The organism is Bacillus sp. 2D03, from assembly GCF_003946765.1.
GTDB lineage: Bacteria > Bacillota > Bacilli > Bacillales > Bacillaceae_G > Bacillus_A > Bacillus_A cereus.
Window position 1 is genome coordinate 271,122 of sequence record NZ_RPSJ01000006.1, and the last position, 17,378, is coordinate 288,499.

Genomic DNA, 17,378 nt, shown 5'->3' on the forward strand with positions numbered 1-17,378 from the left:
GCATCTGAAACGGTAACAAAAGCGCCAGTGGCAGGAGCAATCACAGTAGTGAATAATAAAACTGGTGTGAAAGATGTAGTGACAGTGACAGGAGTCAAAACAGGCGACGTAGTCAAAGTATATGACGCAGCAACAAAAGGAACGGAACTAGGAACAGCAACAGTGGGAGAAAATGCGGTAGAAGCAAAAATAGAAATTGATCAAATCGCAAAAGACGCAAAAACAAAAGGAAATGTATACGTAAGTGTACAAAGTAAAGGTGAGTTAGAAAGTACGCGTACAGTGAAAGCATATGATGCAGAAATCACAGTAACGCCAGCGGCGTCAGTAATTAAAACAGCGAACAACGCAACAGGAGAAGAAGACACAATCACAGTAAGTAAGTTAGAAGCCGGTGATGTAGTCAAAGTATATGACGCAGCAAAAGAAGGAAAAGAAATCGGAACAGCAACAGTAAAAGCAGATGAAGCAGAAGCTGTAATTACGAAAAAAGATTTATTCGTAGCAACAGGTGGTACAGTGTACGTAACAGTGACAAAAACGAATAAAGAAGAAAGTGCTCGTGTGGCAGTGAAATATGCATCTGAAACGGTAACAAAAGCGCCAGTGGCAGGAGCAATCACAGTAGTGAATAATAAAACTGGTGTGAAAGATGTAGTGACAGTGACAGGAGTCAAAACAGGCGACGTAGTCAAAGTATATGACGCAGCAACAAAAGGAACGGAACTAGGAACAGCAACAGTGGGAGAAAATGCGGTAGAAGCAAAAATAGAAATTGATCAAATCGCAAAAGACGCAAAAACAAAAGGAAATGTATACGTAAGTGTACAAAGTAAAGGTGAGTTAGAAAGTACGCGTACAGTGAAAGCATATGATGCAGAAATCACAGTAACGCCAGCGGCGTCAGTAATTAAAACAGCGAACAACGCAACAGGAGAAGAAGACACAATCACAGTAAGTAAGTTAGAAGCCGGTGATGTAGTCAAAGTATATGACGCAGCAAAAGAAGGAAAAGAAATCGGAACAGCAACAGTAAAAGCGGATGAAGCAGAAGCTGTAATTACGAAAAAAGATTTATTCGTAGCAACAGGTGGTACAGTGTACGTAACAGTGACAAAAACGAATAAAGAAGAAAGTGCTCGTGTGGCAGTGAAATACGCATCTGAAACGGTAACAAAAGCGCCAGTGGCAGGAGCAATCACAGTAGTGAATAATAAAACTGGTGTGAAAGATGTAGTGACAGTGACAGGAGTCAAAACAGGCGACGTAGTCAAAGTATATGACGCAGCAACAAAAGGAACGGAACTAGGAACAGCAACAGTGGGAGAAAATGCGGTAGAAGCAAAAATAGAAATTGATCAAATCGCAAAAGACGCAAAAACAAAAGGAAATGTATACGTAAGTGTACAAAGTAAAGGTGAGTTAGAAAGTACGCGTACAGTGAAAGCATATGATACAGAAATTACAGCCGCTCCAAATGCAAATAATATTGTTGTATTAAATAATGATGCTGGTGAAGATGATATTGTTCGAGTGACAAGCTTAAAAGCAGGAGATGTAGTAAAAGTATATGATGCGGCAAAAGAAGGTAATGAGCTGAAATCAGCAACCGTTGCTGACTCAAAAACGGCAGTAAATGTTAAAATTCCTCAATTAGGTGAGGAAGCAGGAAAAATATACATTACAGTAACAAACGTGAATAAGGAAGAAAGTGTACGTGTAGCAAAAGATTTTATAGGCGAATAAAAGGGTAGAATATTAAAAATTAGTAGTTAAATAGAGAGCGCCAGGAAGATGTAGATCTCTTGGCGTTCTTTTTTGGGGTTAAGTAATATAGATAGTAATAAAAATTTCGTTTTGAAAAATGGAGATATTTAAATTTGAGGGCAGAATGCTTTTTCTATAAATGAAATAGCTGAATCTTATTTTATATTTGTTATACTTTTTATATCTTTTTGTATGTTAATTATTTGACAGACAATTTCGAAATGTTATAATATGGATATGTTAAAATTTCTATTTTCTTAAAAGACATGGGAGTCATATGAGAATTGTGAAAGGATGAGGGGGAGTGACACATAGTATGTATCACCACACAGCAATTAATGTATTAAGTCTTTTACAAAACATGTCAAATAATAAAATAAACGATATGAAATTAGATGCGGAATTCAAAAAAATAGAGAAACAATTCCAAATAAGGTATGAAGAGCTCGTTGATTTATACAATCGAATGGTATTATTTCAAATAAATATAGAAAAAAATGGCGGTATGCGAGCATATGAAAAATCGGCAATTACATGGCTGAAATCTGAGTTAGAACTATTATATGAAGTGTATCAATTTTGTCAACGTCACGGTTTAAACATCGCAAATATTTCAAAATATGTTAGTAAAAGTGAATTGAATATTTTTCCGAAAACAGAAAGCCAATTACAAAATACGTATTATAAATTAAAAAAACAAGAGATGTCGTTTGAAAATATTGAAAAACAAAAACCAGGTCGGAAACGAAAATATAAACCTGTGAAAGAGAAGATTGTTGAGACGAAACAAGAAAGAAAACAAGAAGTAAAAGAAGACGTTCAAAGTAAAGGGGATGAAAAAAATCTCGTAACAGTTATATCGGGTATCGTTGACAACTTTGAAACAATTAGTCAATGTAGTGAAAGGGAAGAAGACGAACTACATCAGTTTATGGAAGGTATTTATAAGCTTTCTAGCATGGCAGCAGGGCGTTCTAGAGAAGTAAAGAATACACGTAGTCTAGAAGGTGAATTACAGTCGTTACAACTAGAAAATGAAAGGCTAAAACGAGAAAAAGAAGAGCTTGTACAAGATATTAAAGATATGACGCAGCTTTTAATTCATTTCATTACAAGTTCTGATATCAATCAAATTCGTAAATTACCAACTTTCGTACAAGATTGTAAAATGGAATTACATAAACTAGGGCTATATAATGCACAAGACGGTAAAATGAAAATTATGGTTGATCGTAGTGGACAAGTTATGACGGTAACACAGTAATAAAATTTGGGTACAAAATAAAAGGGAGATACATAGTGTATATGTATTTCCCTTTTATTTTGTGTGGAATCGTTCCAAAGAAGGAAGGTGAATTTTTGCAATTGTAGTAACTTAGAAACCATTTGCGGAATTTGGTTCGCTTGTGAAGCCATACTAAGCACAACTTCAGTTAATAATTTGAACTTGAAAAAACCACTCATCTCCTGCCGTGCGAAGCATTGATAGCGCCTCTTTGTTATTGCGAATCGCTATACGCATACCACTCGCTCTCGCATTCATACTTAAAATATTTGTACCGATACGCATAATAGATACTCCTTATCTTATAGATTCATATATGGTCTTAAAGCCAATAAACAGCTATGAAAAGAAAAAGGGACTTATGCTTATCTTCTAGTTGTATTTTAATATGGGAGGGATAGAGATAGGTAATGATCGCTTCTACGCAACGTGGATGCTCTCTTACGTCTAAAAAAAAGAAAGCTTTTACAAATAATTCATCTATATAGAAAAATAAACCTCTCCGCAAGCAGAGAGGTTTATTCATGAAACTAACTCAAATGGATTATTGTAATAATTTAGAAACCATTTGTGGAGTTTGGTTTGCTTGAGAAAGCATGCTGATACCAGCTTCGTTCAAGATTTTGAACTTAGTCATTTCAGACATTTCTTTCGCCATGTCAGCGTCTTCGATTTGAGAAGCAGCAGCAGCCATGTTTGTTGCTTGGCTAGTTACGTTGTTTAAGTTATGGTCTAAACGGTTTAATTGTGAACCGAAAGTTGCTCTAGCGTCAGCAATTGATTGGATAGCTGTGTCAAGCTTGTCTAATTCTGCAGCAGCCAGTTCATTAGTAGTTATATCATCGCCTAAGTTTGCAGTTGTTAAATCTTTTGTATTTAGGGATTGAATTACCAATGTATCTCCTGAAGCGTCAGAAAGTTGAACTGAGATATCAGCGTCACCACCAGCATCTGCATTTAAGAATGCCTTACCATTGAAATTTGTTTTTTCAGCAATATGGTCAATTTCCGCCTTTAATTGAGCATATTCTTTACCTACAGAAGTAACATCGGTTGTACCATTTGTACCACTTGATGCTTGTGTTGCAAGATCACGCATACGAAGTAAGATGTTTGACATTGATTGTAATGCTGAATCACCAGTACGTAATGCTGACATAGCGTCTTGTGTGTTACGAGCACCAACAACTAAGCCGCCCTCTTTTGCACGCATACGAGTAGCGATTGCTAGACCTGCAGCATCATCAGCCGCACTGTTGATTGATTTACCGCTTGATAAACGATTCATAGCTGTATTCATTTTGTCTTGGTTTTGGCGCATGTACTCTTGTGTACGCATGCTATTAATGTTTGTATTAATTCTCATAATTAAAAACCCCCATTTTTTTATATTGACTTTTCTGCAAATTGAAAAACGGTAATATGCGAAAAAATCAATTTCGAGATTTATTGTAATCCTTGTCATAGCGGGTGTCAACTAAAAATTCGAATTAATAAATATAAAAAAATAACAGTTTAACAATATATTCATTTTTTTATTACATAATTATTAAAAGGATTATTGCAAACTTTAAAAAAAAACTCTAATATTAGATTATCTTTGTTTACCGAAAAGGTGATATTATGATAGTTGGAAATATAGTAAAAGAAGTGCTTGCATATAAGAAAGGGCAAATTCAGCAAAAGCTAAGTAGTCCACAAGCATTTGTTAGTAGTCGTTTTCAAGAGAAGTTGCAGAGTGAACCTGCGAAGGAGACGAAGGCTACTACGCAGCCGGCAAACATAGAAGATATGAGTCAGCCGGTACAGTCTACGAAAATAGAAGCGGTTGTTAATAAACCGGTAGAAACTATTAATAAAGTAGAGGAAGCGAGTAAGCCTGAAGAAAAGGCTGAAACGAAGGAAGCAGATGAAGTGCAAGTTGCGCAAAAAGGGTTTGAACGACGTTTCCCAGAAACGAAAAATGAGGCTGCTGATACGTGGGAATTAACGAAGAAGTATAATATTCAAAAAATACGTTCTTCCAATGAAGGGAAGTATGAGGATATTATTGATCGTGTAAGTCGTACATATGGAATTCCGAAAACGTTAATTCAAAAAATGATTGAAGTAGAGTCTAATTTCAATCCGAAAACGGTGTCACATGCCGGTGCGATGGGACTTATGCAGCTTATGCCAGCGAATGTGAAGGAGATGGGTGTGAAGAATCCCTTTTCACCAGCTGAAAGTATTGAAGGTGGCGTGAAAGAGTTAAGCGGTTATTTAAAGAAAAATAACGGCGACTTAGTATTGGCGCTTGCTTCTTATAATGCTGGTCCTGGTAATGTGAGAAAGTACGGAGGCGTACCGCCATTTAAAGAAACGCAAGGATATATTAAAAAAATATTAAATATCGACGTTTCAAAATAAGAAGTTTCATATATAGAGAGAACATGAAATTTTCGTGAACATGATATGGGAGTTGGCTAGATTGAAATTACAAGATGATATTCCGTTAACAATTTATTTTGAAATCGGAAATACGAAAAAGAAAATTGAAGATTTGCTTCATATTACGAAAGGTACATTGTATCGTCTTGAAAATTCAACGAAAAATACGGTGCGTCTTATGCTTGAGAATGAAGAGATTGGAACCGGAAAGATTTTAACGAAGAATGGGAAGATGTACGTTGAAATCGTTGAATTGAAAAGGTAGGGAAGGGGATTGTCATGAGTGGCGAAAAATTAAGCCAAGAGCAAATTGATGCCCTGCTGAAGGCGGTAAATGAAGGCGAGGAAATGCCAGCTTTCGCACAAGAAGCAGGAAAGCAAGAGAAATTTCAAGAGTATGATTTTAATAGACCAGAGAAGTTCGGTGTTGAGCATTTACGTAGTTTGCAAGCGATTGCTTCTACTTTTGGAAAACAGACGTCACAGACGTTATCAGCGCGTATGCGTATTCCAATTGAACTAGAACCTTCAACAGTTGAGCAAGTTCCATTTACGAGTGAGTATGTGGAGAAAATGCCGAAAGATTATTATTTATATTGCGTAATTGATCTCGGTTTACCAGAGCTTGGAGAAATTGTTATTGAGATTGATTTAGCATTCGTTATTTATATTCATGAATGTTGGCTTGGCGGAGATAGTAAGCGTAACTTTACGATGCGCAGACCGTTAACGGCGTTTGAGTTTTTAACGCTTGATAATATATTCTTGCTTCTTTGTAAAAATTTAGAGCAATCATTTGAAAGTGTTGTTGCGATTGAACCGAAATTTGTAACGACAGAAACAGATCCGAATGCATTAAAGATTACGACAGCGAGTGATATCATTTCATTACTTAACGTAAATATGAAAACAGAGTTTTGGAATACGACGGTGCGTATCGGAATTCCATTCTTATCTGTTGAAGAAATTATGGATAAGTTAACGTCTGAAAATATTGTCGAACATTCTTCAGACAAGCGTAAAAAGTATACGTCTGAAGTGGAAGTAAAAGTAAATCAAGTGTACAAACCTGTTCACGTTGCGATTGGTCAGCAGAAAATGACAATGAGTGAGATTGAACAAATTGAAGAAGGCGATATTATTCCGCTTCATACGAAAGTTTCGGATGAATTACTTGGTTATGTAGATGGAAAGCATAAATTTAATTGTTTTATTGGAAAAGATGGAACGCGTAAGGCGCTCCTATTTAAAAGTTTTGTAGAGTAGGAGGATCCATATGAAGCATGAAGTATCTCCCGTGTCATTAATGGGATTAGAAGATTTTGCAGGAAAGCGAAATGAAGCAGGTAAAGCACATATTGATACTGTTTCAGATATTTCGATTGAACTTGGTGTAAAGCTTGGAAAGTCATCTATTACACTTGGTGATGTAAAGCAGTTAAAAGTTGGCGATGTTCTGGAAGTAGAGAAAAACTTAGGACATAAAGTAGATGTGTATTTAAGTAATATGAAAGTCGGCATCGGTGAAGCAATCGTAATGGACGAGAAATTCGGTATTATCATTTCTGAAATTGAAGCTGATAAGAAACAAGCGGCGCTTATGAAAGCGCAAAGTCAAATGCAAGATAAAGAGTAGAGGAGGAGTCATATGTCGTATATGACGACCTTATTTCAAGTCGTTTTACTGTTTGGTGCGCTCGGCTACGGTGCATATTATATGACGAAAAAGACGCGCAAACAGCAGTTTTTTAAGCAGGGTGAAAATGGCCATATTCAAGTAAAAGACGGTGTGTATTTAAATCATCAAACGAGTGCCTTTTTATTTGAAGTGGACGGAAAGCAAGTGTTCACTGTTATTAGTAATAACGGTGTGCAGTCTGTGCAATTAACCGGAACAGGAAATCAGTTTCAACAAGCACTAGAAGACGCGGTGAAGAGTGAAACGAAAAAAGTAGAGGATCCATCATGAGAATAAAGAAACAGTTATCATTATTAGCCGTTATTTTCGTATTTTCTATCGTTTTTTCAATTATTTTTGTAAATCCAGCGTATGCAGCCCCGAACGGTTTTATTAATTTCGAAAATGGAAAAGAGTTCACGAGTAATTCAAGTGTACAACTATTTGCGCTCGTTACCCTTTTGTCATTATCTTCTTCTATCGTTCTATTATTTACACATTTTACTTATTTTATGATCGTTCTAGGGATTACACGTCAAGGACTTGGGGTAATGAATTTACCACCAAACCAAGTGCTTGTTGGACTTGCATTATTTTTATCACTCTTTACGATGCAGCCTGTACTTGGGCAACTGAAGAGTGATGTGTGGGATCCGATGACGAAAGAGAAAATAACAGTAAGTCAAGCTGCGGAAACGACAGCTCCTATTATGAAAGAATATATGTCAAAGCATACGTATAAGCATGATTTAAAAATGATGCTGAAAGTACGCGGAGAAGAGTTGCCGAAAGATTTGAAAGATCTTTCACTATTTACGCTCGTACCATCCTTTACGTTAACGCAAATTCAAAAAGGTTTACTAACAGGGATGTTCATTTATTTAGCGTTTGTATTTATAGATTTGATTATTAGTACACTTTTAATGTACCTCGGGATGATGATGGTACCGCCGATGATTTTAAGTTTACCGTTTAAAATACTCGTTTTCGTATATTTAGGTGGATATACAAAAATCGTCGACATTATGTTTAAAACGGTCGCCTGAAGCGTTTGATGCTATGTGATAGGAGTCATATAAATGAATACGTCACCAATTATAGATATTTTTCAAACCTTTTTTTATAAAGGGGTTATGATTTTAATGCCGGTTGCCGGCGTAAGTATGATTGTCGTTATTATCATCGCTGTCATTATGGCGATGATGCAAATTCAAGAGCAAACGCTGACGTTTTTACCGAAAATGGCGAGTATTGTCCTCGTTATTATCATTTTAGGTCCGTGGATGTTCCAAGAGTTAACGACACTTATTTTAGATTTATTTGATAAAATCCCATCGCTATTGCGTTCGTACTAAGATAGGTGAACTGAAATGAATATGGAATTATGGGCGGCAACGTTTTTTGCGTTTTGCCGCATTACTTCATTTTTATATTTTTTACCGTTTTTCTCAGGACGATCCATTCCAGCAATGGCGAAGGTTACAGTTGGACTTGCCCTTTCAATTACAGTGGCTGATCAAGTGGATGTCTCTCACATCAAGACAGTTTGGGACGTTGCAGCTTATGCAGGAACGCAAATTGTAATTGGATTATCACTTTCAAAAATTGTAGAAATGCTGTGGAACATTCCGAAAATGGCCGGGCATATTTTAGACTTTGATATCGGTTTATCACAAGCAAGTTTGTTTGATGTAAATGCGGGCTCACAGTCTACTTTACTATCAACCATTTTTGATATATTTTTTCTCATTATTTTTATTTCACTTGGCGGCATTAATTATTTCGTTGCCACGATTTTAAAGTCGTTTCAATATACAGAGGCGATTTCAAAATTGCTGACGACTAGTTTTTTAGATAGTCTACTCGCAACGCTATTATTTGCGATCACATCAGCGGTTGAAATTGCTCTTCCGCTCATGGGAAGTTTATTCATTATTAACTTTGTTCTTATTTTAATTGCAAAAAACGCTCCGCAATTAAACGTTTTTATGAATGCATACGTAATTAAAATTACGTGCGGTATTTTGTTTATTGCGATGAGTGTACCGATGCTCGGTTATGTGTTTAAAAATATGACGGATGTATTACTTGAAGAGTATACGAAACTATTTAACTTTTTCTTAACGAAGTAGGGGGACGCGCATGGCAAAGGATAATAAAACAGAAAAGGCCACCCCGCAGAAGCGTAAAAAATCGCGTGAAGAAGGGAATATTGCCCGGAGTAAAGATTTAAATAATTTATTTTCCATTCTCGTATTAGCAGTTGTCGTTTATTTCTTCGGAGATTGGCTAGGGTATGAGATTGCGAATTCCGTAGCGGTGCTGTTTGATCAAATTGGAAAAAATACAGATTCAACCGAGTATTTTTATTTAATGGGGATTTTATTACTGAAAGTATCGGCTCCGATATTAATACTCGTATACGCTTTTCATTTATTCAATTATATGATTCAAGTCGGGTTCCTATTTTCTTCTAAAGTCATTAAACCGAAAGCATCACGTATTAATCCGAAAAACTATTTCACGAGACTGTTTAGTCGTAAAAGTTTAGTAGATATTTTGAAATCACTGTTTTATATGGGATTAATCGGTTACGTCGCTTACGTTCTTTTTAAAAAGAATTTAGAGAAAATCGTGAGCATGATTGGATTTAACTGGACTGCGTCACTTACTGAAATTATTAGGCAAATTAAATTTATTTTCTTAGCAATTTTAATTATTTTAATCGTTCTTTCTATTATTGATTTCATTTATCAAAAATGGGAGTACGAGCAAGATATTAAGATGAAAAAAGAAGAAGTGAAACAAGAGCATAAAGATAATGAAGGGGACCCGCAAGTAAAAGGGAAACGAAAAAACTTTATGCATGCAATCTTGCAAGGAACAATTGCGAAGAAGATGGATGGCGCAACATTTATTGTAAACAACCCGACTCATATTTCGGTCGTACTTCGTTACAATAAACACGTTGATGCAGCACCAATTGTCGTTGCAAAAGGGGAAGATGAGCTCGCATTATATATACGAACGCTTGCCCGTGAACAAGAAATACCAATGGTGGAAAACCGTCCGCTTGCTCGTTCTTTATATTATCAAGTCGAGGAAGATGAGACGATTCCAGAAGATTTATACGTAGCTGTAATTGAAGTTATGCGCTATTTAATTCAGACGAACGAACTTGAAGTATAATAGCGCGTTTGGAGGAGATCTCTTTGTTTAAGATAGAGTCTGCAAGAACCTATTTTTCTATCTTTTTAGCAGCGTCATTCGTAGTGGCGCTCTTAATTCCACTTCCACCATTTATACTTGATATCATTATCGTTTTTCTACTAAGTATGTCAGTGCTTATTTATATGCGAGCGACAAGTATTAACGAGTGGGATGAATTAAAGTCATTTCCAACGATGTTGTTATTAATCGGGATTTTCCGCGTATCGATTAACGTTTCGACGACGCGAGCGATTTTGACAGATGGAAATGCAGGTCATGTTATTGAAGAGTTCGGCCAGTTCGTAATTGGCGGAAACTTATTAATTGGTATCGTTATTTTTACAGTATTAATCATATTCCAGTTTATCGTTGCAAACGGTGCGTCTCGTACAGCTGAAGTAGCAGCTCGTTTTACACTTGATTCTTTACCAGGGAAACAAATGTCTATCGATGCTGATTTAAACCAGCGTATTATTTCAGAAAAAGATGCACAAGCAAAACGAAAAAAATTAAATATGGAAACAGAGTTTTATGGGGCGATGGATGGTGCCGGAAAGTTCATTAAAGGGGACGTTATTTTCGGGATTGTCATTTTATTCGTAAACATTATTTTCGGTTTAATTGTCGGCATGATGCAGCAAGGGATGAGCTTTGCAGATGCGGCTCTTCATTACACGCAGCTAACTGTCGGGGACGGAATCGTAAACCAAATTGGATCGCTAATGCTTGCAATTTCAACAGGTATTATCGTAACTCGTGTATTTGACGGCTCACCAGATACAGTAACAGAAGGTATCTTTAAAGAGTTATTAGCGCATGAAGTCGTTGTATATGCGCTCGGTGGTTTATTTATCGCAATGGGTATTTTTACTCCGCTACCGTTTCTACCATTCGCACTCGTTGGCGGAACAATTATCTTCTTAGGAATTCGTAATAAAAATCGAATAAAGAAAGAAAAAGAAGACGAGCTTCAAAAAGAAATAGAAATGATCCAAGGCGAAGATGAGCAACTGCAACAAGTGGAAGATTCATTCGGAGTATTTACGGACAAATATCCAATTATAGTAGAACTCGGTTTAGATTTAGCGGCACTTGTAAAGCAGAAAATTAACGGGGAAACAGCGCGTGATAAAGTTGTTCTTATGAGGAAGTCGATTATTACTGACCTTGGTATTAATGTTCCTGGAATTAACTTTAAAGATAATACGAGTTTTAGACCACGCGGACGTTACATTATTCGGATTAAAGGTGCGAAGGCGGCTGAAGGTGTTTTAAAATCAGGTTATTTATTAGCACTGAAAACACCAAACGTAATGGCTGATTTAGATGCAGAGCCAGCGAAAGATCCAATTTTCGGTGAAGATGGATATTGGATTTTAGAGCATATGGTGCAAGATGCACAAATGAAAGGCTATCAAGTGTTAGAGCCACTTAGCATATTAATTACACATTTAGATGTTGTCGTTAGACGTAATCTTCATGAATTAATTCAGCGCCAACATGTAAAAGACTTAATTAACTCGCTTGAAAATGATAATGGCGTTCTATTAGAAGAGATTAAGAAAAAAGAAATTGATTTATCACTCGTTCAAAATGTTATTAAACAACTTCTAAAAGAAGGTATTTCTATTCGTGATTTACCAACAATTATTGAAGGTATTATTGACGGCAAAGAAATTTATCAAAACCACGTGGATGGTGTAACATCATTTGTTCGTGAATGTATTTCAAAAGTTATTTGTGAAAATGCGAAAAATCCGGACGGAAAAATATATGCAGCGCTCTTCTCTGATTCAATCGAGTTAGATGCGGATGTTGTGAATAATTCATATCAAGGTTACTTATTAAACTGGGATTTAGATTTAGAAACACGTGTCGTTGAGCAAGTGCAGCGCGTCTTTAAGCAAGCACGTTTAATGGGAAGAGAGCCAGTGTTATTAACACGTAGAAAAGATTTTAGATTTGCGATTGTAAGACTGCTAGAACGTTATCAAGTGGAAGCACAAGTACTTTGTATTAGTGAATTAGCACCAGAAATTGTTGTGGATCAAATTGCCTATATTGAATAGTAGGGGGTGAAGTAATGGAAAGTACAGAAAAGAAAGAAGCGTTAATGCGAATAAAAGCAGCTTCGAAAAATGAATTGTATCGAAAGTTATTTGACCAATATGGTACAGATTATTATTACGTTGTCGATGAAAGTGTAAAACGAAATATACCGTTTTTTTGGAAAAAGGATTATGAAATGTTAGTTGCTTTTCCAGAAGAAAAACAGGAAGAAGTGAATGAAGGTACAGCTCAATTTCATGAACAGTTAATGGATGTTGTGAATGATCCTTCAGAACAAATTGTGAAGGCGAATGGAATTCAATCAGTACTGCACAATTTAGAAAACGTAACGACTTCTATGTCATACGCGGCGATGCAAACAGGAAATAGTGAAGAATGGGCAAGAAAAAAAGAGAAACTATTAAAGCTGTTTGAAAAAGGAATCGTCGTTGTGAAACCGATGAAAGAAACGGAAGTAACGAAAGTAACGAAAAAGAAAAAAGTTGTGAAACAAGTCGTTCCAGTAAAGAAAGAAGAAGTAGTTCCAAAGAAAGAAAATCAAGAATCTGTACCGTTTATTATTCAAAAAGTAATTCGGATGCTAGAACAAAACGATGTGGAACAATATTTCATTCATGCATATGCTGAAAAGTTAAAAATAAAGTTTGAAAATGCAACGATGATTACGGAAGAAGAAGTTATCAGGTACATATTGGAAGATATGAAATCTCATTTCAATACGGAAAACGTCTTTGAAAAAGAAGTACAAACAATTGCATTAATCGGTCCAACTGGCGTTGGTAAAACGACGACACTCGCGAAAATGGCATGGCAATTTCACGGTAAGAAAAAAACAGTTGGTTTTATAACGACAGATCATTCGCGCATAGGGACAGTACAGCAATTGCAAGATAACGTAAAGACAATTGGATCTGAAGTAATTGCTGTGCGTGATGAAGCTGCAATGACAAGAGCGCTTACGTATTTTAAAGAAGAAGCACGCGTCGATTATATTTTAATTGATACAGCAGGGAAAAATTATCGTACGTCAGAAACAGTGGAAGAAATGATTGAAACGATGGGACAAGTAGAACCAGATTATATTTGTTTAACGTTATCAGCTTCAATGAAAAGTAAAGATATGATTGAAATTATTACAAACTTTAAAGATATTCATATAGATGGTATTGTGTTTACGAAATTTGATGAAACAGCAAGTAGTGGCGAATTGTTGAAAATTCCAGCAGTATCATCAGCTCCTATTGTATTAATGACAGATGGCCAAGACATAAAGAAAAATATACATATCGCTACAGCTGAACATTTAGCAAAACAAATGTTACACACATCGTAGAAAAGAGGTGAAGAATAAGGCGCTTGCCTTATTCAAACGAATATGAACGGTCTTTATATAGGTTCTATGGGCATGATGAATTACATGCAGCGCATTAATGTTCATTCGAATAACGTTGCAAATGCTCAAACGACAGGATTTAAAGCAGAAAATATGACGTCTAAAGTATTTGATGTACAAGACACATATCGCCGCGGAGATGGGGCGGTAACAAATATCGGTTCGGTCGATTACGCTGTAGTACCAGCTGCGACGCATGTGAATTTAGTACAAGGAAATATACAAATGACAAATAGCGCTACAGATTTCTTTTTAGATGACGGCGCGGCCGGCACAACATCATTTTTCGTTACTTCTAAAAATGATGAAACGTTTTTAACGAGAGATGGTAGTTTCACATTAAATAGTGATCGTTATTTACAAACATCTTCAGGTGCTTATGTGATGGATGTTAATAATGAGCGTATTCGTATTCCAGAAAATGTTGAATTCTTCGTATCTAATAATGGAGAAATTTATAGAGAAGTTAACGATGGAACTTTGCAAAAACCAGATATTAAGAGAATAGTAATTGCACAGTTACAAACAAAAACAGTAGATGCAGAAACGAATGCACGTCTCGTGCAACGTGAAAACAAAAGCTTTACACTAGCAGAAGGAAACATTGCTAATTTACCGAACGGAACAGGAATAGTAAAAAATCATATGCTAGAAAATTCAAATGTAGATATGACGAAAGAGATGGCAGATCTTATGACAGATCAAAAGATGATTCAAGCATCACAGCGTGTTATGACGTCATTTGATAAAATTTATGAAAAAGAAGCGAATGAAATATTGAGATAGTGGACTCCTAATAAAGGAGTCTTTTATTAATTTTAAATTTCAGAATTATCAATTGACTTTATGGAGCTTCTTTTTTATATTAGTAGGTATAACTATAACTACTAAAGAGGTGAGAGTATGGCAACGGCATTATATTTAGAAGATGCATACAAAACGAGTTGCGAAACAGAAGTGATAAGAGTAGAAGGGAATAAAGTATTTGTAAAAGAAACAATTTTTTATCCAACTGGTGGAGGACAGGAATGTGATACGGGTGTCATTGTACAAGATGGGTCTGTATTTGAAGTTGAAAAAGTAAAGAAGGAGCAAGGAGAAATAGTTCACTATATAAAAGATGAAGCACAAGTAAAGTTAGGTCCAGTTAAATTAGAGATAAATTGGGAAAGGCGTCATAATTTAATGCGTCATCACTCTTTACTGCATCTTATCGGAGCTGTTGTTTATGAAAAGTATGGAGCTCTATGCACTGGAAATCAAATTTATCCTGATAAAGCACGTATCGATTTTAATGAGTTACAAGAGTTATCGAGCGTGGAAGTAGAAGAAATTGTTGAGGAAGTGAATAAACTTATTAAGCAAAATAAAGAAATTTCCACTCGTTATATGAGCCGCGAAGAAGCAGAAAATGCTGTAGGAATGATTAAAACAGCAATAAATCTCCTGCCAACTACTATCCAAGAAATCCGCATTGTTACAATTGAAAATTTAGACGAACAAGCTTGTGGAGGCACACATGTGAAAAATACGAGTGAAATAGGAACACTTGTTATTGATAAAGTAAAAAGTAAAGGGAAGCAAAATCGTCGTTTTGAAGTAAGGGCGATTTAGATTGTGAGGGGTTACCGATGGATGAAATTATAAAGGAATTACAAAAGTTAGGATTTTCTCAGTATGAATGTAAAGCGTATATTGGACTACTAAAACATTCCCCAGTAACGGGCTATGAAGTGAGTAAACAAACAGGAGTACCTCGTTCTATGATTTACGAGGTACTCGGTAAGTTAATGGATAAAGGAGCAGTGCATATTGTACCTTCTGAACCAGTTAAATATGTACCAGTACCAGCTACCGAATTAATGAATCGAATGCGAAAAGACTTTGAAAAGTCCTTTGAATTTTTAGATGAGAAATTAAATTGTTTAGAACAAGAGCGACAAATAGATGTAATTTCGCATATTCGTTCAAATGATCGTGTTTTGAAAGAAATATGCAATATAATTAGTAGAGCTAAGGAAGAGTTATGGGTTTCTGTATGGGAAGAACAAGTGCATGAAATTGAACCATACATTCATCAAAAGGAAGAGGAAGGCGTACATATATTTTCAATCTTATTTGGAGCTCCAGAAACAAAAATAGGAGCGACGTTTCATCATAATTATATGACGCCCCACGTTGTTGAAAAGAGAATGGGTGGTCATTTAACTGTTATTGCTCGTGATGGAGAGGAAGTATTAATTGCGAACTTCTCAAATGATAGCACTTCATGGGCCGTTACAACGTATGACCCAGCGCTAGTTCTCGTTGCTACAGAGTATGTGCGGCACGATATTATGGTTGAAGAAATCACAAAGGAATTTGGAGCTGATAAGTTAGATACGTTATGGCGTGAAAATATAGATTTAGTTCATGTCGTAACAGGAAAACGAACTTTAGAAGGAATGGAGGATGATAGAGATGAGTAAAGCTCAGGCACATGTAGCTTTGCAGAGTGACGATACATTTCAGCAAGGAGTAAAAGATTGTTTACCAACTGTATTTGGTTACTTGAGCATCGGTATAGCAGCTGGTGTAATTGCAAAAACAGCTGGTTTCTCCATCATTGAAATTGCGTTTATGTCCACTTTAATTTATGCAGGTTCTGCCCAATTTATATTAGCTGGTATGTATGCAGCGGGTGCTCCTGCTTCCGCAATTATTTTTACTGTATTTTTTGTTAACTTGCGCCACCTTCTTATGAGTGCTGCACTTGCACCGTACTTTACGAAAATTCCTCTATTTAAAAACTTAATCATCGGTTCGCAAATTACAGATGAAACTTTCGGCGTTGCAGTGCAGCATGCTGCGCAAAAAGGATATTTAGGTGAAAGATGGATGATAGGGCTTAATGTAACAGCGTATTTAAATTGGATTCTTGCTACTATCATTGGCGGGCTATTTGGTGAGTGGATACCAGATCCACATACATACGGCATGGATTATGCATTACCAGCGATGTTTATCGGATTATTTGTTCTTCAGCTCATAAGTAGTAAACCGAAACTAGCAATTCATTTAAGTGTTGCAATTGTAGCGATTATTATCGCATACGTTTCACACCTATTTATGCCAAATAGTATAGCGGTTATTATCGCAACCTTACTAGCTGCGACGATTGGAGTGTTGATTGAAAAATGGAAATGAGATTAGATGTATTATTACTTTTACTAGCAGCAGGAGCTGTTACACTCGTGCCACGTATTTTACCTCTACTTGTATTTAGCAAACTACAAATTCCTGACTGGGGTTTAAAATGGTTAAATTACATACCAATTGCGATATTAGCAGCGCTTTTAGCACAAGTTTTATTTATGCATGAAACGATGCAGTGGGATTATCTTATTGCAGCAATTCCAACATTTCTTGTAGCGATATATACTCGTAGTTTATTAGGTACAGTATTAACGGGAGTGATTGTGATTATTTTGTTACGTTTCCTTTTCTAAAAAGGATTACGCTCATATCATAGCGAAAAGTGTAATAACATGAAAAATATAGGGGTG

Annotated in this window: 18 protein-coding genes and 3 pseudogenes; 18 read left to right on the forward strand and 3 right to left on the reverse strand. The window is 36.1% G+C overall.

Annotated elements, in window-relative coordinates; genetic code table 11:
- Both EBQ15_RS31615 and EBQ15_RS16125 read left to right on the forward strand, forming a co-directional pair.
- Positions 1-1,746, forward strand: a pseudogene (locus EBQ15_RS31615) (hypothetical protein); the annotation flags it as partial.
- Positions 1,747-2,083: 337 nt separating this feature from the next.
- Positions 2,084-3,031 carry a DNA-binding domain-containing protein gene (locus EBQ15_RS16125; protein WP_000274716.1) on the forward strand — a complete coding sequence of 316 codons (948 nt, stop codon included), beginning with the start codon at positions 2,084-2,086 and terminating at the stop codon, positions 3,029-3,031.
- 101 nt (positions 3,032-3,132) lie between these two features.
- Here the strand turns inward: EBQ15_RS16125 and EBQ15_RS32050 are convergent.
- The 3 genes and pseudogenes from EBQ15_RS32050 to EBQ15_RS16135 all read right to left on the reverse strand — a co-directional run.
- Positions 3,133-3,237 (reverse strand): annotated as a pseudogene (locus tag EBQ15_RS32050) (flagellin N-terminal helical domain-containing protein); the annotation flags it as partial.
- Positions 3,236-3,319 (reverse strand): annotated as a pseudogene (locus EBQ15_RS32055) (flagellin N-terminal helical domain-containing protein); the annotation flags it as partial. The pseudogenes EBQ15_RS32055 and EBQ15_RS32050, both read right to left, overlap by 2 nt.
- 277 nt (positions 3,320-3,596) lie before the next feature.
- Positions 3,597-4,418, reverse strand: coding sequence for a flagellin N-terminal helical domain-containing protein (locus tag EBQ15_RS16135; protein ID WP_001222380.1), 822 nt, complete (start codon positions 4,416-4,418; stop codon positions 3,597-3,599).
- Positions 4,419-4,675: 257 nt separating this feature from the next.
- Between EBQ15_RS16135 and EBQ15_RS16140 the strand changes: the two genes are divergently transcribed.
- The 16 genes from EBQ15_RS16140 (at position 4,676) to EBQ15_RS16215 (ending at position 17,321) form a co-directional block, all read left to right on the forward strand.
- The gene (locus EBQ15_RS16140; protein ID WP_000635228.1) at positions 4,676-5,461 is read left to right on the forward strand and encodes a lytic transglycosylase domain-containing protein; all 786 of its coding nucleotides are present in this window, start codon (positions 4,676-4,678) and stop codon (positions 5,459-5,461) included.
- A 61-nt stretch (positions 5,462-5,522) separates the two neighbouring features.
- Positions 5,523-5,747, forward strand: coding sequence for a flagellar motor switch protein FliN (locus tag EBQ15_RS16145; protein WP_000775712.1), 225 nt, complete (start codon positions 5,523-5,525; stop codon positions 5,745-5,747).
- A 14-nt stretch (positions 5,748-5,761) separates the two neighbouring features.
- On the forward strand, positions 5,762-6,748 hold the full coding sequence (fliM, locus tag EBQ15_RS16150) for a flagellar motor switch protein FliM (protein ID WP_000012363.1): 987 nt from the start codon (positions 5,762-5,764) through the stop codon (positions 6,746-6,748).
- A gap of 10 nt (positions 6,749-6,758) precedes the next feature.
- On the forward strand, positions 6,759-7,118 hold the full coding sequence (gene fliN / locus EBQ15_RS16155; protein WP_000680010.1) for a flagellar motor switch protein FliN: 360 nt from the start codon (positions 6,759-6,761) through the stop codon (positions 7,116-7,118).
- Positions 7,119-7,130: 12 nt separating this feature from the next.
- Positions 7,131-7,451 carry a hypothetical protein gene (locus EBQ15_RS16160; RefSeq protein WP_000121176.1) on the forward strand — a complete coding sequence of 107 codons (321 nt, stop codon included), beginning with the start codon at positions 7,131-7,133 and terminating at the stop codon, positions 7,449-7,451.
- Complete coding sequence (locus EBQ15_RS16165) at positions 7,448-8,206, forward strand: flagellar type III secretion system pore protein FliP (protein ID WP_001220582.1); 759 nt, start codon at positions 7,448-7,450, stop codon at positions 8,204-8,206. Before EBQ15_RS16160 ends, EBQ15_RS16165 begins: the two co-directional genes overlap by 4 nt.
- Before the next feature lie 33 nt (positions 8,207-8,239).
- Positions 8,240-8,515 carry a flagellar biosynthetic protein FliQ gene (locus EBQ15_RS16170; RefSeq protein ID WP_001098085.1) on the forward strand — a complete coding sequence of 92 codons (276 nt, stop codon included), beginning with the start codon at positions 8,240-8,242 and terminating at the stop codon, positions 8,513-8,515.
- A 15-nt stretch (positions 8,516-8,530) separates the two neighbouring features.
- Entirely contained in the window at positions 8,531-9,292 is a 762-nt protein-coding gene (locus tag EBQ15_RS16175; RefSeq protein ID WP_001055718.1) for a flagellar biosynthetic protein FliR, read from the forward strand.
- Positions 9,293-9,302: 10 nt separating this feature from the next.
- Positions 9,303-10,349, forward strand: coding sequence for a flagellar type III secretion system protein FlhB (flhB, locus tag EBQ15_RS16180; RefSeq protein ID WP_001040114.1), 1,047 nt, complete (start codon positions 9,303-9,305; stop codon positions 10,347-10,349).
- Positions 10,350-10,372: 23 nt separating this feature from the next.
- Positions 10,373-12,439: a flagellar biosynthesis protein FlhA gene (gene flhA / locus EBQ15_RS16185; protein WP_000472585.1), complete on the forward strand. Its 2,067-nt coding sequence runs from the start codon at positions 10,373-10,375 to the stop codon at positions 12,437-12,439.
- Between the two features lie 14 nt (positions 12,440-12,453).
- Positions 12,454-13,773 carry a flagellar biosynthesis GTPase FlhF gene (flhF, locus tag EBQ15_RS16190; RefSeq protein ID WP_000446173.1) on the forward strand — a complete coding sequence of 440 codons (1,320 nt, stop codon included), beginning with the start codon at positions 12,454-12,456 and terminating at the stop codon, positions 13,771-13,773.
- 42 nt (positions 13,774-13,815) lie between these two features.
- Positions 13,816-14,619, forward strand: a complete 804-nt coding sequence (locus tag EBQ15_RS16195; RefSeq protein ID WP_001013939.1) for a flagellar basal-body rod protein FlgG — start codon at positions 13,816-13,818, stop codon at positions 14,617-14,619.
- 117 nt (positions 14,620-14,736) lie between these two features.
- On the forward strand, positions 14,737-15,447 hold the full coding sequence (locus EBQ15_RS16200) for an alanyl-tRNA editing protein (RefSeq protein ID WP_000179557.1): 711 nt from the start codon (positions 14,737-14,739) through the stop codon (positions 15,445-15,447).
- Positions 15,448-15,464: 17 nt separating this feature from the next.
- Positions 15,465-16,301 carry a TrmB family transcriptional regulator gene (locus tag EBQ15_RS16205; protein ID WP_000343362.1) on the forward strand — a complete coding sequence of 279 codons (837 nt, stop codon included), beginning with the start codon at positions 15,465-15,467 and terminating at the stop codon, positions 16,299-16,301.
- The gene (locus EBQ15_RS16210; RefSeq protein WP_000030481.1) at positions 16,294-17,019 is read left to right on the forward strand and encodes an AzlC family ABC transporter permease; all 726 of its coding nucleotides are present in this window, start codon (positions 16,294-16,296) and stop codon (positions 17,017-17,019) included. The genes EBQ15_RS16205 and EBQ15_RS16210 overlap by 8 nt, the downstream gene beginning before the upstream one ends.
- The gene (locus EBQ15_RS16215) at positions 17,010-17,321 is read left to right on the forward strand and encodes an AzlD domain-containing protein (protein WP_000425943.1); all 312 of its coding nucleotides are present in this window, start codon (positions 17,010-17,012) and stop codon (positions 17,319-17,321) included. The genes EBQ15_RS16210 and EBQ15_RS16215 overlap by 10 nt, the downstream gene beginning before the upstream one ends.
- Positions 17,322-17,378: the final 57 nt, after the last annotated feature.

What these genes read in the sequence shown, in the direction of transcription:
- EBQ15_RS16125 (WP_000274716.1), top strand. Translation starts at nt 2,084, where the DNA reads ATGTATCACCACACAGCAATTAATGTATTAAGTCTTTTACAAAACATG.
- EBQ15_RS16135 (WP_001222380.1), bottom strand. Translation starts at nt 4,418, where the DNA reads ATGAGAATTAATACAAACATTAATAGCATGCGTACACAAGAGTACATG.
- EBQ15_RS16140 (WP_000635228.1), top strand. Translation starts at nt 4,676, where the DNA reads ATGATAGTTGGAAATATAGTAAAAGAAGTGCTTGCATATAAGAAAGGG.
- fliM (WP_000012363.1), top strand. Translation starts at nt 5,762, where the DNA reads ATGAGTGGCGAAAAATTAAGCCAAGAGCAAATTGATGCCCTGCTGAAG.
- fliN (WP_000680010.1), top strand. Translation starts at nt 6,759, where the DNA reads ATGAAGCATGAAGTATCTCCCGTGTCATTAATGGGATTAGAAGATTTT.
- EBQ15_RS16160 (WP_000121176.1), top strand. Translation starts at nt 7,131, where the DNA reads ATGTCGTATATGACGACCTTATTTCAAGTCGTTTTACTGTTTGGTGCG.
- EBQ15_RS16165 (WP_001220582.1), top strand. Translation starts at nt 7,448, where the DNA reads ATGAGAATAAAGAAACAGTTATCATTATTAGCCGTTATTTTCGTATTT.
- EBQ15_RS16170 (WP_001098085.1), top strand. Translation starts at nt 8,240, where the DNA reads ATGAATACGTCACCAATTATAGATATTTTTCAAACCTTTTTTTATAAA.
- EBQ15_RS16175 (WP_001055718.1), top strand. Translation starts at nt 8,531, where the DNA reads ATGAATATGGAATTATGGGCGGCAACGTTTTTTGCGTTTTGCCGCATT.
- flhB (WP_001040114.1), top strand. Translation starts at nt 9,303, where the DNA reads ATGGCAAAGGATAATAAAACAGAAAAGGCCACCCCGCAGAAGCGTAAA.
- flhF (WP_000446173.1), top strand. Translation starts at nt 12,454, where the DNA reads ATGGAAAGTACAGAAAAGAAAGAAGCGTTAATGCGAATAAAAGCAGCT.
- EBQ15_RS16195 (WP_001013939.1), top strand. Translation starts at nt 13,816, where the DNA reads ATGAACGGTCTTTATATAGGTTCTATGGGCATGATGAATTACATGCAG.
- EBQ15_RS16200 (WP_000179557.1), top strand. Translation starts at nt 14,737, where the DNA reads ATGGCAACGGCATTATATTTAGAAGATGCATACAAAACGAGTTGCGAA.
- EBQ15_RS16205 (WP_000343362.1), top strand. Translation starts at nt 15,465, where the DNA reads ATGGATGAAATTATAAAGGAATTACAAAAGTTAGGATTTTCTCAGTAT.
- EBQ15_RS16210 (WP_000030481.1), top strand. Translation starts at nt 16,294, where the DNA reads ATGAGTAAAGCTCAGGCACATGTAGCTTTGCAGAGTGACGATACATTT.
- EBQ15_RS16215 (WP_000425943.1), top strand. Translation starts at nt 17,010, where the DNA reads ATGGAAATGAGATTAGATGTATTATTACTTTTACTAGCAGCAGGAGCT.